The sequence below is a fragment of the Streptomyces sp. NPDC007157 genome, from assembly GCF_040634235.1.
Classification (GTDB): Bacteria; Actinomycetota; Actinomycetes; order Streptomycetales; family Streptomycetaceae; genus Streptomyces.
The window spans coordinates 76,603-92,471 of the sequence record NZ_JBEYFE010000033.1 but is presented as its reverse complement, the minus strand read 5'-3'; the positions used below and the strand labels follow the sequence as shown (position 1 = coordinate 92,471).

The following is a 15,869-nucleotide window of genomic DNA, read 5'->3' as shown; positions in this document are numbered from 1 at the left end:
CCATGAGAGAAACGCGGCGTTGATCGACCAGACCGTTCGCGATATGGCCCGGTGGACGCTCGCCGCTGCCCCCGGAGACACAAGTCGCCGCCGGAACGGGCGAGTTGACCCGCCGTCGTGATCAGTACCACGCGACCTACACTGCTGCGCACGACGAAGGAGGATGCGGAATGCGGGTGCTGTTGTCCACATACGGGACGCGTGGTGATGTCGAACCGCTGGTGGCACTCGCGGTGCGGTTACGGGCGCTCGGTGTGGGGGTGCGGATGTGCGCCCCGCCGGACGAGGAGTTCGCCGAGCGGCTTGCGGGTATCGGGGTGCGACTGGTGCCGGTCGGGCCACCGGTGCGGGAGGTGATGCGCGGGGCGGCTCTGCCGTCGGCGGCGGACCTGTCCCGGTACCGGACGGAGCTGGTCGAGGCACAGTTCGACGTGTTCCCCGCGGCGGCCGACGGATGTGACGCGCTGGTGGCAGCCGGTCTGGCGCAGGTTGCCGCGCGGTCCGTGGCCGAGGCCGCGGGCATCCGTTACGTGTACGCGAGCTATGCGGCGGTCCACCTGCCGTCGCCGCACCATGCGCCACCACCACGGCCGGGCTGGCCGGAGCCGGAGGCCGACGACAACCGGATCCTGTGGGCGCTGGACGCCGACAACGTGAACGCGCAGTTCGGCGAGGCGCTCAACGGCCACCGGGCGGCGATCGGTCTGCCACCGGTGGACAACGTCCGCGACCACGTCTTCACCGACCGGCCGTGGCTGGCGGCGGACCCGGTCCTTGGACCGTGGCGGGAGACCCCGGGCCTGGACGTCGTACAGACAGGTGCCTGGAACCTGGCGGACGAACGCCCGCTCCCGGCCGACTTGGTGACGTTCCTGGACGCGGGCGCGCCGCCGGTCTACGTGGGCTTCGGCAGCATGCGGCCGTCGCCGGACATCGGCCGCATGGCCGTCGAGGCGATCCGCGCGCAGGGACACCGCGTGCTGGTGTCCCGCGGCTGGGCGGATCTGGATCTGATCGACGACGACCGAGACGACTGCTTCGCCGTCGGCGAGGCCAACCATCAGCGCCTGTTCGGCAGAGTGGCCGCCGTGGTGCACCACGGCGGAGCGGGGACGACGTTGACAGCCGCCCGGGCGGGCACGCCACAAGTGGTGATACCGCTCCAGCTGTCGGACAACCCGTACTGGGCCGGCCGGGTGGCGGACCTGGACCTCGGTGCGGCACTCGATGGTCCGCCTCCGACCGTCGAATCCCTGGGCGTCGCGTTCAGGACGGCCCTGTCACCCGAGACCCGGGCGCGGGCGAAGGCTCTGGGGGACCGGATCCGTACCGACGGAGCGGAGGTGGCCGCGAGCCTGCTGGTCGAAGCGCTCCGGTAGGGGAGGCCGGACCGGCGGGAAGAAGCCCCGGTCGGGGCGAGGCGGAACCGGCCGGGGCGTCGACATGTGCTGAACACCGCCCCGTTCCGGAAGCGTTGATCGCACCGCGGCCGACGCAGCGCACGGCTGCTAGCGTTCGGGCGCATGGAAGACGGCGTGTACGTGGGCAACGCGGGCAAGGACGCGGCGGTGGACCGGGGATGGCTGCTCGGGCACTTCAAGGAGCACGGCGATCCTCGCCACAGCCAGGCCGTCGAGGTCAAATGGGGTGTCCACCCACGTGGTGAGCGACGAGTCCAGTGGGTGGAGGGCGAGGTGCGGACAGCGCTCCTGGTTCTCGTCACCGGCCGTTTCCGTGTGGAGTTCCCCGGTCGTAGCGTGCTGCTGGAGGAGCAGGGCGACTACGTCGTCTGGGGCCAGGGAGTGGATCACTCCTGGGCCGCCGAGGACGACTCCGTGGTACTGACCGTGCGCTGGCCTTCTGTGTCCGGATACGCCGCACCGTAGGAGGCCGGCAGAGCCTCACGTGCGTCCTATCGCACAGCGAAAAGCCGCACTTCCGCACAAACGTTTGCGAAACCGAGGGCTTACGCCTGTTCGGGCATTGAGGGTACCCAAATTTTTTGTCAATAGCGGATTGTGATCGGCTGTTTTCGGGTCGGCCCTTAATGTCGGCCGCCGGCCGGACATGGGTGTCCCGTGCCGTCGAAAGAGTGTGGCGCGGGTCACTGTTGACCACCTAATCGGTATCCATTTAATATCGGCGGAAATGAGCCACCGCAGGGGTGGCCGGAAAAAAACGGACACTTCCTCAACCACTCCTCCGCATGCATCTGACGCAGTTTTATGGAGTTCTGGCAAAGGAAAGGCGACAGCCCTGAGCTCGCGCGAAGAGCCGCTGAACCCCTGAGGATATCGACCCGAGACCCGGCGTGGGTCGCCGCACTTTTCGTACATCGGCTCCGCAAGGGAATTGACCGCGCCGAATCACTCGAAAATGGCCATGCCGGGCATACCCGCACGCGATTTGCGTGAATCATTGATCCTTCGGGAACGCGGGATCCGATTTCCGTCGCGTTCTCTTCTCGTGAAGGGTAATCCGTGTCTTCCCCACGAATCACCGTCACCCGTCACCCGGACAAAGGAACACCTCCCGCGCCCCTGTCGCTGGCGCAGGAGCGACTGTGGGTCATGGCGCGCATGGACGGAGACGCCAGCGCCGCCTACAACGAGCCGATGCCCTTCGACATCCGCGGGCCGCTGGACCGGGACCTGCTCATCCAGGCGCTGCACCTGCTCGCGGCCCGGCACGAGGCCCTGCGCACCCGGCTGGTGCCCTCCGGCGGGTCGGCGCTCCAGGTCGTCGATCCGCCGCAGGCCGGGTTTCCGGTGACCTTCGAGGACCTGACGGGACTGCGTGACGCGGCCGAGCGGCTGTCGCGGATCCGGCAGGAGGTGGAAGGCACCCCGTTCCGCCTGGGCGAGGAGCCCATGGTGCGAGGCTGCCTGGTGGCGCTCGAACCGGACCACCACGTACTGCTCCTGACGGTCCATCACATCGTCTTCGACGGCTGGTCCCGCTCCCTGCTGCTGCGCGAGCTGGGCCTGGTGTACACCGCGCTCCAGCAGGGGCAGGACGTGTCGCTGCCGGAACTGACGTGGCAGTACAGCGACTACACCCGCTGGCAGTGGGACTGGATGTCGGGGGAAGAGCCCGCCGCGCACGGCGACTACTGGGCGGCCGCGTTGGCCGACACCCCGGCCGTGCTCTCCCTGCCCACCGACCGGCCTCGCCCGCCCGAGCAGGTCTTCCACGGCGACCGGCTGCCCGTGACCGTGGACGAGGAGCTGACGCGGGCCCTGCGCGACCTCGCCGCCGACAACGATGTCTCCCTGTACGCGACCGTTCTGACCGGCTGGTCGGTGCTGTTGTCCCTGCTCTCCGGGCAGGACGACATCGTGGTCGGCGCCCCCACGTCGAACCGCCGTCGCGGCGACGTCGAGGGCCTGATCGGCTTCTTCGTCAACACCCTCGCCCTGCGCGCGGACCTGTCCGGCTCGCCCAGCGTCAGCGACGCGCTGAAGCGGGTGAACCAGCGGATCCGCGACGCCCTCACCCACGTCGACCTGCCCTTCGAGCGGGTCGTGGAACTGGTCAACCCACCGCGGAGCCCTGCCCACACGGCACTGTTCCAGACCATGTTCGCCTGGGTCCCCTCCATGCGTAAGGAACTCGAACTCCCGCACCTGAAGGTCGAGTTACGACAGGACGCCGCCCACGTCCCCGCGAAGTTCGACCTGGTCCTGGCCCTGGCCGACGAGGGCCGGCACCTCACCGGGGAGATCGACTACGCGGTGGCGCTCTTCGACCGCACGACCGCCGAACGGTACGTACGCCAGTTCCTCCGCGTGCTGCGCCTCATGACCGAACGGCCCCAGGCCGCGATCGCCGACCTGACGTTGCTGGACGAGGACGAACAGCGCGAACTCCTCGCCACCTTCAGCGCCGGGCCCGCCGTTGCCGTACCGGCACCGCCCGGCCTGCTGGAGCGGTTCGCGGCGCGAGTGCGCGAACGGCCACGGCAACCCGCCGTGGTGGCCGACGACGCGGCACTGGACTACGCGACGCTGGACCGCCGGGCCAACCGGCTCGCCGGTGCGCTGATCGCCCGCGGCGCCGGGCCCGACCGCGTGGTGGGACTGCACGCCGGACGCACGGCCGAACTCGTCGTCGGTGTGCTCGGCATCCTCAAGGCCGGGGCCGCCTACCTGCCCCTCGACCCCGGACAGCCCTTGGAACGGCTCACCGCCATGGTGAGCGACGCCGCACCGGTACTCGTGCTGACCGACCGGGCGGACACCGCGGGCGACGACCGGCAGCTGTGGGAGAACCTGGCGAAGGTGGAGGCCGAGGGAACGCACGACGAGGCGCCGGGCATCGACGCGGACCCCACCCGGCTCGCCTACGTCATCTACACCTCGGGATCGACCGGCCGCCCCAAGGGCGTGGCGGTGACGCACGCCAGCGTCGTCAATCTCTTCGACCACTGGCGTGAACTCATGGGAGACGCCCCCGGTGAGGCGTCTTCGGCCTGGTCGAGCATCGGCTTCGACGCCTCGGTCCACGAACTCCTCATGCCCCTGACCACCGGCGCGGTGATCCACATGGTTCCCGACGCGCTGCGGGGCGATCCCGGGGCGCTGATGGGCTGGCTGCGCGAACGTGAGGTCACCCAGGCGTTCCTGCCTCCGTCCTACGTCCTGTGGATCGACGAGGATCCGGCCACGCGACTGGCCGGACTGAGGCTGCGTCAGCTCCTCACCGGAGTGGAGTCCCTGCCCGAGAGCGCCCTGCACCGCATGCGTGAGCTGCTGCCAGGCCTGCGCGTCTGCTTCGGCTACGGCCCGACCGAGGCGACGCTCTACTCCACCGCCTACACCGACCCGCAGCCGTACGAGCGGTCGTGTCCCATCGGGCGGCCGCTGCGCGGCACACGCCTGTACCTGCTCGACGACCGTATGCGCCCGGTACCGGTGGGGGTTCCCGGTGAGGTCTACCTCGGCGGAGCGAGCCTGGCCCGCGGATATCTGAACCGGCCCGACCTCACCGAAGAGCGTTTCCTGCCCGACCCGTTCGTGCGGGGCGAACGCGTCTACCGCACCGGCGACCTGGCGCGCTGGCTGCCGGACGGCAACGCCGAGTACGTCGGCCGCCGGGACGACCAGCTCAAGCTGCGCGGCTTCCGCATCGAACCCGGCGAGGTCGAGGCAGCCCTGTTGGCGGTGCCCGGGGTGCGGGAGGCCGTGGTGCTGGCCGACCGCGACACACCGGGCGGCCCCCACCTGGTCGCCGGCGTGGGATGCGACGCCGATGCCACACGGACGGCGTACGAGTGGCGCGCGGCCCTCAAAGACCGCCTGCCGGACTACATGATCCCCGTCGTGGTGGCAGAGTTCCCGCGGCTGCCGTCGAACCGCAACGGCAAGGTGGACCGGACGGCAGTGCTGCACGCCGCGGCAGGAGCCCGCTCGGGGCGGGTCAACACGGCCGCGCCCCGCGACCACGTCGAGATGGCGCTGTACCGGATCTGGCGGCGGGTGCTGCTGCACCCGGACGTCGGAATCGGCGACAACTTCTTCGAGCTGGGCGGCACGTCGATCTCGGCGATCAAGATGGCGTCCGCCGTCCAGGAGGAACTCGGCGTGCCGCTGCCGGTCCGGGACGTCATGCTGCACCCCACCATCGAGGCGCTCGCCGAGCGGGTGCGCGGCAACGGCGCCGAGGCTCCGCCGTCCGCCGAGTCCAGCAGCCTGGTGGAGTTCCGCGCCGGCAGCGGCGGACAGCGCGTGGTGTGCGTGCATCCCGCCGGCGGCACCGCGTTCTGCTACCTGCCGCTGTCCGTGGAACTGCCCGACGACGTCGGCGTGGTGGGACTCCAGGCGCCCGGCATCAACCCCGGCGAGTCCACCCTGCCCGGTGTCGAGGCGATGGCCCAGGAGTATCTGCGGCTCGTCGGTCCCCGCCCGGACGAGGCACTGGTGCTGTGCGGGCTCTCTTACGGGGGCCTGATCGCGTACGAGATGGGCCGCCACCTGGTGGCGGCCGGACACGAGAGGGTGAGCGTGGTCCTGCTCGACACCCATGGCGCGGAGGACGCGGGGCAGCACGCCGCGATGGCGCCGGTCGGCATGGCGGAGTTCCGGGAGAAGCTGGTGCGCTTCAACGGCATGTACCCGGGCATCGACGACGACCAGGTGGCCCGGTACCTGACCGTCTACAACCACCACCGCGAGACGGCACGCGACTACGTCGTACCCGAATCGCCGGCCCGTGTCGTGCTGATGCAGGCGACGGCCGTGGAGGACGAGGACGGCGAGGATGCGGCGGCCCGCCTGCGCGCGTTCTGGCGGCGCCGCGTCAACGGTCACTTCGTGGTCGAGCCGGTGGCCTGCGGCCACTGGGACATGTTGGAGAGCGACGAACTGCCACGCGTCGCCGCCGTCCTCGCCGCGGAACTGGACCGGCCGGCAACCGCCCCGGGTGGCACCGGGACGGAGCGCACGACACTTTCCGGCCCGTCGGAGGCATGATGAAACCGCGCGTCGAAACTTCCTCCGCCGACCTGGCCGAGGACCTGAGCGACCCGGTCGGGCTCGCCCTCGCGATACACCGCCAGGCCCTGCGCTCCCCACGGGCGGAGGCGGTCGCCGACGGCGATGTACGGCTCGACTACGCCACGCTGAACGCCGCGTCCGCCGCCGTGGCCCAGGCCCTGGGCCGCCAGGGCGTGACTTCCGGGCAGGCCGTTGCGGTGGCGCTGCCGCGCTCATGGCGGCTGGTCTGCGTGATGCTGGGCATTCTGCGACTGGGCGCCCAGGTGGTGCCGCTGGACACCCAGAGCCCCGCCGAACGCCGCCGCTTCATCCTGCGGGATTCCGGAGCGGCCGCCCTGGTGCACGCCGCCCCCGAGAGCGTCACCGAGCCTCCGCACGGCGTCAAGGCGCTGCCCGTGGACACTCTGCTGCCCGAACTCCCGTGCGCCGCGGCCGCCGTGCGGGCGCCGGCCGCCGCAGGCGAGGTGTCCTTCCTGTTCTACACCTCCGGAACGACCGGACGGCCCAAGGGCGTCGAGGTCCGCGACGCCGGAGTCATGCGGCTGGCACGACCCGGCTACATCCGTGTCGAGCCCGGTCTGCGCTACTCCTGTCTGGCGAATCCGGCGTTCGACGCGCTGAGTTTCGAGGTCTGGGCACCCCTGCTGACCGGTGGCTGCTGCGTGGTCCTGCGCGACGGGGGCGTACGGAGCCCCGAGCGGCTCGCCGCGGCACTGCGGCGCGAGCGCGTGGACACCGTCTTCGTCACCACCGCCCTGTTCAACGCGACGGTCACGGCCGTGCCGGACTGCTTCGCCGCGGCCGGCGAGGTGCTGGTCGGCGGTGAGCAGCTCAACCCCCGGGTGATGCGCCGCTGGTACCGGGACAACGCCGACAGCGGCACCCGTCTGTTCAACATCTACGGGCCTACGGAGTCCAGCACCTTCGCCCTGTGCCATCCGATCCCGCGGGACTTCGACGGTGACGTGGTGCCGATCGGCCGGCCCCTGCCGGGGACCGGTGCCGTCCTGGTCGTACCGGGCCAGGAGAGGGTCGCCGCGCCCGGTGAGGTCGCCGAACTCCTGCTGAGCGGCGCCGGACTCGCGGTCGGGTACCGCAACCTCCCCGAGGAGACCGGGCGGCGCTTCGTGCGGCTCGCCTGGCTCGACGGCGGCAAGGAGCGCTTCTACCGCACCGGCGACCTCGTACGGGCCGACGACGAGGACCGGGTGGAGTACGTCGGGCGAACCGACCGGCAGGTCAAGGTCCGTGGCTTCCGGATCGAGCCCGGCGAGGTGGAACGGCACGTTCTCGCCCACCCGGCGGTCCGGCGGGCCCACGTGTGCACCCGCCGCACGGGTCAGGAGGGGCCGAACGAACTGCTGGCGTTCGTCGTCCTGCAACAGGAGCTGTCCTACGAGAAGTTCGACAGCCACCTGGCGGCCCACCTGCCCGCCTACATGCGCCCGCACCAGATCCATCTAGTGGCCGAGCTGCCGATCAACGCCAACGGCAAGGTCGACCAGGCCGCGCTGCTGGGGCAGGCCGACCGGCCCTGGCGGCCGGCCGTCTCCGACGGACCGGCCCCGACGGAGACGGAGCGCGAGGTCGTCGAGCTGGCCGAGGAGATCCTGGGCACCACCGGCCTCAGGCTCGGCGACCGCTGGATCGCCGCCGGCGGCGACTCGTTGAAGGCGCTGCGGTTCTGCTTCGCCGTCCGGCAGCGGTGGGGCCGCGACCTGACACAGGCGGTCGTCCTCCACGGCGACCTGGCCGCGATCGCCCGGGCCGTCACCACGGCCGGCCCCGGCGGGGAAGGCGCCTGTCCGGCACCGGTGGTCGCCGGCGCCCGCTCGGCGCCCGCCACGAGCGAACAGCAGCGGCTGTGGCTCCTGCAGCGCCGCGCACCGGGCTCCCGGGCGTACTCCGTCAACCAGGCCTTCCGCGTCGACGGGCCCGTCGACACCGCTGCCCTCCGGCGGGCACTGCGGACCCTGGTGGCACGCCACGCGGCACTGCGGACCGGCTTCGCCCTCGGGCAGCAGGGACTCCGGCAGACGGTCGGTGAACCGTACGACCCCTGGCACGAGCCGGGCAGAGAACAGGCGTGGGACGAGGAGGAAGCGCAACGCTTCGCCGAGGCCTTCTTCGCCGAGCCCTTCGACCTCGCCGTCCCCCGCATGCTCCGGGCCTGCTGGCTGCCCCGTGCCGGCGGCGGCACGCTTCTGCTGCACCTGCATCACATCGCCGTCGACGGCTGGTCACTGAGCATCCTGCTGCGGGACCTGTCCGCCGATTACGCCGAGGCCATCGATGCCGATGCCGAAGCCGAAGCCAATGCCGAAGCCGACGCCGAAACCGGCCGGAACACGGCCCCGGCTCCGAACCCGCTGGACTTCGCCGCCTGGCAGAGCGGCTGGTTCGCGAGTGCGGCCTACCAGGCGCAGCGCGACGAACTGCTGGCCCACTACCAGGGCCTGGAGGAGCCCCAGGAACCGCTGCCCGCCCAGGACGCGGACCCGGCACCGCGGGCGCGACTGCTGCACACGTCGCTCGACGTGGTACGCCGGGCCCAGGTGGACCGGCTCTGCGCCGAGTTGGGGCTCACCCGCTTCCAGGTGCTGCTGTGCGTGTTCGCCTGGAGCCTGTACGGCGTGACCGGCCTGGTCCGCCCGCGTATCGCCGCCCCGGTCGCGGGCCGCCCGGTACGCGAGTTCGCGGACAGCGTGGGCATGATGGCGAACACCGTGCTGCTGCCCGTGACCGTGGTGCCCGGTGAGGACCTGCGCTCGCACCTCGCCCGTGCGAGGACCGGCACGGGGCAGGTGCTGCGCCGCCAGGACGTGGCGCTCGCGGACGTCCTGACCGGCTGGGAGGCCGTCGGCGACGACACCCCGTTCGATCTCCTGTTCGTCCTGGAGAACACCGACTTCGGGGCGCTGCGGCTGCCCGGCTGCGCCCAGCGCCCCCTGTGGTGGGCCGCGCCGGAGGCCAAGTGCCCGCTGACGGTCTCCGTGGTCGAGCATCCCGACGGACTCGACCTGCTGTGGGAGTACGCCGAGGACCGGTTCACCGGCGAGGCCGTCGAGGCGATGGCCGAGCTCTTCCGGCGGGGCGTGGACGCGCTCGGGTCCGGTGGCCGGTCCACCGCGCGGGAGCTGGTCGCGCCGTACCGGCGGTCCCTGCCGCGGCACGGGCGCGGGCCCGCCCCGGAGCCGGGCTTCACCACGATCGCCGAGGGCTTCGCACGGCAGGTCGCCCGCACCCCGGACGCCCCCGCCGTGATCACCGCCGACGGGACCACCCTGAGCTACGCGGCGCTCGACGCCCACGCCGCGAGCCTCGCCGCGGAACTGGCCGACCGCTACCCGATCCCTGCCGACGGCAGCCCCTGCCGGGCGGCCCTGTACCTGGACCCGTCCGCCGAGCACGTGGTGGCCCTGCTGGCACTGGCGCGGCTGAACGTCACCGCCGTCCCCCTCGACCCCTCCTACCCGGTCGAAGCGCTGCGCCGCGTCCTGGAGCGGGTCGACCCGCTGTGCGTCCTGACCACGCCCGACGGCACGGCGGCACTGGAGACGCTGCTCCCGGACGGCTTGGTGTGCCACCTCGTCGCCCCGGCGGACCCGGCGCCGCGGGAAGGTGACGGCGCGGGCACGCCGTACGACGGCCGCACGCACGACGGCGCCCGACCGCTGTACACCCTGTTCACCTCCGGCTCCACCGGCGTCCCCAAGGGCGTCCAGATCCACGACCGCACGCTGTGCGACCTGATCCGGTGGCAGTCCGGTCCCGGTGGCCTGACCGCCCCGGCGGCCACCCAGCAGTTCTCGATGCTGGCGTTCGACGTCTCCTTCCAGGAGATCTTCGGGACGCTGTGCACCGGCGGCAGCCTCCAGCTCGTACGCCCCGAGTGGCGAAAGGACGTCCCCGCGCTTCTGGAGCGCCTGGAATCCGCCGGCACCGAGCGGATCTTCATGCCCTACGTGGCCCTGCAACTGCTCGCCGAATACGCGGTCCGGCTGGGCAGGTACCCCTCCCGGCTGCGTGAGGTGGTCACCGCGGGCGAGCAGCTGGTGTGCACCGACACCATCCGTCGCTGGTTCGCCGGACTGCCCGGCGCCCGCCTGTTCAACCACTACGGGCCGACCGAGACACATGTGGTCAGTGCCCTGTGCCTGGAAGGCGACCCGGGGCGGTGGCCCGAGCGGCCCGCCATCGGACGCCCGGTGGCCGGCGCCGACCTGCGCGTGGTGGACGCCCAGGGCGACCCGGTGCCGGCCCGGTGCGGCGGCGAGCTGCTGATCGGCGGCACCATGGCCACCCGCTGCTACCTCGACGAACCCGCTCTCGACGACGCCCGCTTCGTCGAGGTGCCCGGCGCGGGCCTGTTCTACCGCAGTGGCGACCGGGCGTGGTTCGACAGCGAGGGCCTGCTGCACTACGCGGGCCGCGACGACCAGCAGATCAAGGTGAGCGGGCACCGGCTGGAACTCGGCTCCGTCGAAGCGGCCCTGCTGCGCCATCCGGCGGTGGTCAACGCCGTCGTCGTGCGGGACGACGGCCTGCTGACGGCCTGTCTGGAGGTCCGCGGCGAGTCCCCGACCGCCGACGACCTGAGCGCGCATCTGTCCGCGTCGCTGCCCTCCTATGTCCGCGTGGACCGCTTCCGGAGACTGCGGGCGCTGCCGCGCACCCCCAGCGGCAAGCTGGACCGGCAGGCGGTGCTCCGGGCACCGGGGGAGGAGATACGCCGTTCGGTCCGCGCCCGCACCGGGCTGTCGGCCGAGGAGGAGCGGCTCACCGCGGCCTTCGAGGAGGTCACCGGCGCGGCGATCGAACCGGACCAGACCTTCTTCGAGGCGGGCGCCTCCAGTCTCGCCCTCATGCGCTTCCATCTGCGCTGCACCACGGAACTCGGTTTACGCTTCGGCGTCGCGGACCTGTTCGAGCACGTCACGGTCCGCTCCCTGGCCCGCCACCTCGCCGCCGACCGCCTCCCCGGCCCCCGGACACCTGCCGCGCCGGCCGGGAAAGAAGGTGGGGCCCCGGAGCCCGGCGAACCGATCGCGGTCGTCGGCATGGCGGTGCGGGTGCCCGGCGCCCCCGACCTGGCGGCCTTCTGGGACCTGGTGGTCTCCGGCGGCACCGGAATCCGCCGTGTCGACGCCCCGGAGGGTGTCATCGGCGCGCACAGCACGCTCGACGGGATGTTCGACTTCGACCCGGGCCACTTCGGCATCAGCCCCCAGGAAGCGCGCCTGATGGACCCCCAGCAGCGTCATCTGCTGATGGCCAGTGTGCAGGCGCTGGCACACGCCGGAGTCGCGGACACGTCGGCCGCGCGCGTGGGCCTGGTGGCCGGTGCCGGGGAGAACACCTACTTCCAGTCCCTGCTGCGCGAGGCGGACCCCGGCCGGCTGCCCGACGGCTTCGAGCTCGCCCTGCACCACGAGAAGGACTTCCTGGCCACCAAGGTGGCCTACCACCTCGGGCTGACCGGTCCCGCCTTCAGCGCCCAGACGGCCTGCTCCAGTTCCCTGGTCGCCGTGCACCTCGCGGCCGGCCTGCTCCGGCAGGGCGAGGCCGAGGTGATGCTCGCCGGGGGAGTGCTCGTCGACCCCGGGCTGACCGGCGGCTACCGCTACCGCCCGCAGCACATCTTCTCCGCGGACGGCGACTGCCGCCCGTTCAGCGACGACGCGACGGGGACGGTCGGCGCGAGCGGCGTCGGCGTCGTGGTCCTCAAACCGCTGCGGCAGGCACGGCGCGACGGCGACACCGTCTACGCACTCGTCACCGGCTCCGCGATCAACAACGACGGCGCGGCGAAGATGAGTTACACCGCGCCGTCCCTGGCCGGGCAGCGCGAGGTGATCCGGACCGCCCTGGCCCGCGCCGGACGCACGGGTGCCGACCTCGGCTACGTGGAGGCGCACGGAACCGGCACCCGGCTGGGCGACCCGATCGAAGTGGCCGCGCTCCGCCAGGCGTTCGACGTGAGCGAGTCCGGCCGCTGCGCGCTCGGCTCGGTCAAGAGCCAGCTCGGCCACATGGGCGCGGCCGCCGGTGTGGTGGGCCTCGTGCGCGCCGTCCTCGCCGTGCACCACGGGACCGTCCCGCCCCACCTCAACTTCCGCGCCTTCAACCCGGAGATCGGCCCCGACCCCACCCCCTTCCACGTGCCGGCGCGGGCCACGCCCTGGCCCGGGGAACGCCGACGGGTGGCCGCGGTGAGCAGCTTCGGGATCGGCGGCACCAACGCCCACGTCATCGTGGAACAGGACACCGGGACCGGCACCGCCGCGACCGGCGCGGTGCCGAAGTGCCTGGTGCTGTCCGCCTCCAGCGCGGACGCCCTCGCCGCCGACGCCGCCCGGATCGCCGACTACCTCCGACTGCGGCCCGAGCTCCACGACTCCGTGCTGCGCCATCTGCAGAGCGGACGTGCGGCCCGGCGGCTGCGGACCGCGGCAGCCGTCGCGGACGCCGTCGCCGCCGAGCACTGGCTGCGTGCGGTGGCCGCGGGAGAGGTCCCGCACGGTACCGCGGACCCGGACGCCGGGCCGGTTTCCGCCGTCGGCCGCACGGCCCACGACCTCGCCGAGGACTGGACCGCCGGAAGACCCGTCGACTGGCAGCAGGGCCCCGCCCCGGCGCCCTGGGACTTCCCGCCCCCGTCCTTCGCGCTCGCGGAGTACGACTTCGACCGCACGCCCAAGGCCCCGGCCGCGCGACCCCGCCGGCTGCCCCGGGCCGACTGGCTGCACCAGCCGCACTGGGTCCGGCTGCGCCGCGCCGCCGTCGCGGGTACCACCGCACCGGCCGGCCGCGCGTCCCTCGTGGTCGTCGTGGCCGCCGGGAGCACGCCGCAGGCGGCGTTCGCGTCGTTCGAGGCCGTGGCGTCCCGCGTGGTACGGGTACACCCGGCCGGCGCCTTCGCCCGCAGGGGGCCCGACGTCTTCGATGCCGACCCGGCCGACCCGGCGTCGCTGCGCCTGTTGTGCGACGCGCTGTCCGGGGCCGGTCCCGACGACGCCCTGGCCGACGCGGAGTGGGTGCACGCGCTGCCCTTGGAGGTGACGGGTCCGGTCGGCCCCGGCACGCTGGAACACGCCCGCCACGCCTGCCTGGACACCACGGCGGCGCTGGCTCGGACACTGTCCGGGCGGACCGGCTCCCCGCGCGTGTGGTGGCTGTCGTACGGCGCCCGGCCCGTGGCCGGCAGGGTGGACAGGCCCGAACTGGCGCTCCTCGCCGGGCCGGTCGAGGTCGCCCCCCAGGAGGCTGCCCTGGACGGTCACTGGCTGGACCTCCCCGACGGCGACCTCACCCGCTGGGCCGGACACGTGGCCTCGGTCGTCGCCGGAGCACGCCGAGCCGGGCCTCCCGGCGGCCCGGCTCTGCCCCGGCAGCTCGCGCTGCGGCAGGGCTACTGGTGGCGACCGGGCACCACGCCCGTGCCGGCGCCGTCCGGCACCGAGCCCCTCGTACCGTCCGGTGCGGACACCGTCCACCTGGTACTGGGCGGCACGGGCGGCATAGGCCGTGCCGTCGCCGCCTGGCTGCTGGAGCACACCGACGGCCGGGTCCTGCTGCTGTCGAGGAATCCGCGGCTGCCGGCGGAACTGACCCGCTGGGCCGATCGCGTCGGCCTCGTCCCGGCGGATCTGGCGGCGCTGCCCGTCGACGAAGTGGCGGCGGCCGTCGCCGGGCACACAGCGCGGCTGGACGGCGTGATCCACGCGGCCGGCCTCGGATTCGGGGGGCTGCTCGTCCGACGCGACGCCACCGCGATGCGCGACGCCGCCGCGGCCCGGGAGCGGGGCGCCCTCGTCATGGAGCACCTGATCGAGACCTTCCGTCCGGAGACCGCGGTCTACTGCTCCTCGATGTCCGCCCTGCTCGGCGGCGTCGGCCAGAGCGACTACGCGGCCGGCGCGAGCCTCCTCGACGGCTTCGCCCACCATCGCGCCCGCGAGACGGAGACGACCGTCCGGATCGGCATCGACTGGGACATCTGGAGCGAGACCGGAATGGCGGCCCGGGTCCTGGACACGGACAGCCGTCATCAGGCCCACCTGGCGGTCGGTCTGACCGTCGAGGAGGGCAAGGCGGTCTTCGCCCACGCCCTGGCCCTGCAACTGCCGCAGCTTCTCGTCTCCACCACCGACATCGATGTCTCCCGCGCGTTCTACGCCCCCTCCGCCGGCGACCCGCCGGAACCGCTCACCCCGCGGTCCGGGCCGGCGCCCCGCACGGACGGCGAGGCGGGTTCCCCGGGCCCGGACAGCGCCGGGGAACGGGCGGACGCCATGGCCCGCGTGCTCCAGGACCTGCTGGGCGTGGACGAACTGGACCCGGACGACTCGCTGTACGACCTCGGCGCCGACTCGCTGACCCTGATCGGCGTGATCGCCACGATCGAGGAGGAGTACGGAGTCGAGTGCGACCTGGGCTCCTTCAGCCACCGGGTCAGCCTCACCGAGATCCTCAAACACATCGAGGCGGCCCTCGCCTGTGCCGAGCCCACCGCCGGTACGGCCGGGAACACGGCCTCCCGGGTCGTCCTCGACATCTGGCAGGAGGGAACCGGCCCGGCCGTCCTGTGCCTGGTGCACCCCGTGGGCGGAGACATCCAGGCCTACCGGTCCCTGGTCGCGGCGCTCGGGCCGGCACCGACCGTGTGCCTCATCGCCGATCCGGCACTGCGCGACGCCGCGATGCCCGCCTGGTCACTGGCCGAACGCGCCCGTCACTACAACACGGAACTCCGTGACCGCTTCGGCGGCTCCGACCACCGGCTGCACCTGGCCGGGTGGTCCTACGGCGCCCGGGTGGCCATGGAGATGGCCGGCCTGGCGGAGTCGGCCGGACGGCCGTTGGAGGCGCTCTACCTGCTGGACCCGCCGCCACCGCAGGCGGACGCGCTGGTCGCCGCCTACGACGAGACCCATCTCGAGAAGGTGTTCGCCGCCGAACTCGGCACCGGTGTCTCGTCGATGTCGGCGGAACACGCGCAGGCGTACGCGGAGAGGCTGGCCCGCTGCTGCCGGGCGAACCTGCGCAGCCTGGGCGAGCACCGGGTGCGGCCGCTCGCCTTCGTCCCCACGTTCCTGTGGCTGGCCGGACAGCCCACGGCGGGTATGCCCGCACCCGGCGACCCGCGGGAGACGGACCGGCAGTGGAGTGCCTGTCTGCCCCCCTCCGCCGTGCGGCGGTCCCTGCCCACCGACCACTACGGCATCGTCGCGGCACCTCATGTGCACAGGGTGGCCGACACCATCAGGGCAACGCTGGCGGACCCGGCGGCGGGTGCCCGGACCCGCCGCGACCGGGGATCGGAGCGCGTCCGGTGAACCTCCCCCGGCTCGGTGCCGACGCCCTCGGCGGGGC

General features: G+C 72.7%; 4 protein-coding genes. All 4 read left to right on the top strand.

The genetic code is table 11. The features are described 5' to 3' along the window. Positions 1 to 170 precede the first annotated feature (170 nt). The 4 genes from ABZ642_RS40145 (at position 171) to ABZ642_RS40130 (ending at position 15,832) form a co-directional block, all read left to right on the top strand. Positions 171 to 1,379, top strand: a complete 1,209-nt coding sequence (locus ABZ642_RS40145) for a glycosyltransferase (protein WP_360494529.1) — start codon at positions 171 to 173, stop codon at positions 1,377 to 1,379. A gap of 144 nt (positions 1,380 to 1,523) precedes the next feature. Continuing rightward, positions 1,524 to 1,886, top strand: coding sequence for a signal peptidase I (locus ABZ642_RS40140; protein ID WP_360494526.1), 363 nt, complete (start codon positions 1,524 to 1,526; stop codon positions 1,884 to 1,886). Between the two features lie 594 nt (positions 1,887 to 2,480). After that, complete coding sequence (locus ABZ642_RS40135) at positions 2,481 to 6,470, top strand: amino acid adenylation domain-containing protein (RefSeq protein ID WP_360494523.1); 3,990 nt, start codon at positions 2,481 to 2,483, stop codon at positions 6,468 to 6,470. Continuing rightward, positions 6,467 to 15,832, top strand: coding sequence for an amino acid adenylation domain-containing protein (locus ABZ642_RS40130; protein WP_360494520.1), 9,366 nt, complete (start codon positions 6,467 to 6,469; stop codon positions 15,830 to 15,832). The genes ABZ642_RS40135 and ABZ642_RS40130 overlap by 4 nt, the downstream gene beginning before the upstream one ends. The last annotated feature ends 37 nt before the right edge of the window (positions 15,833 to 15,869 follow it).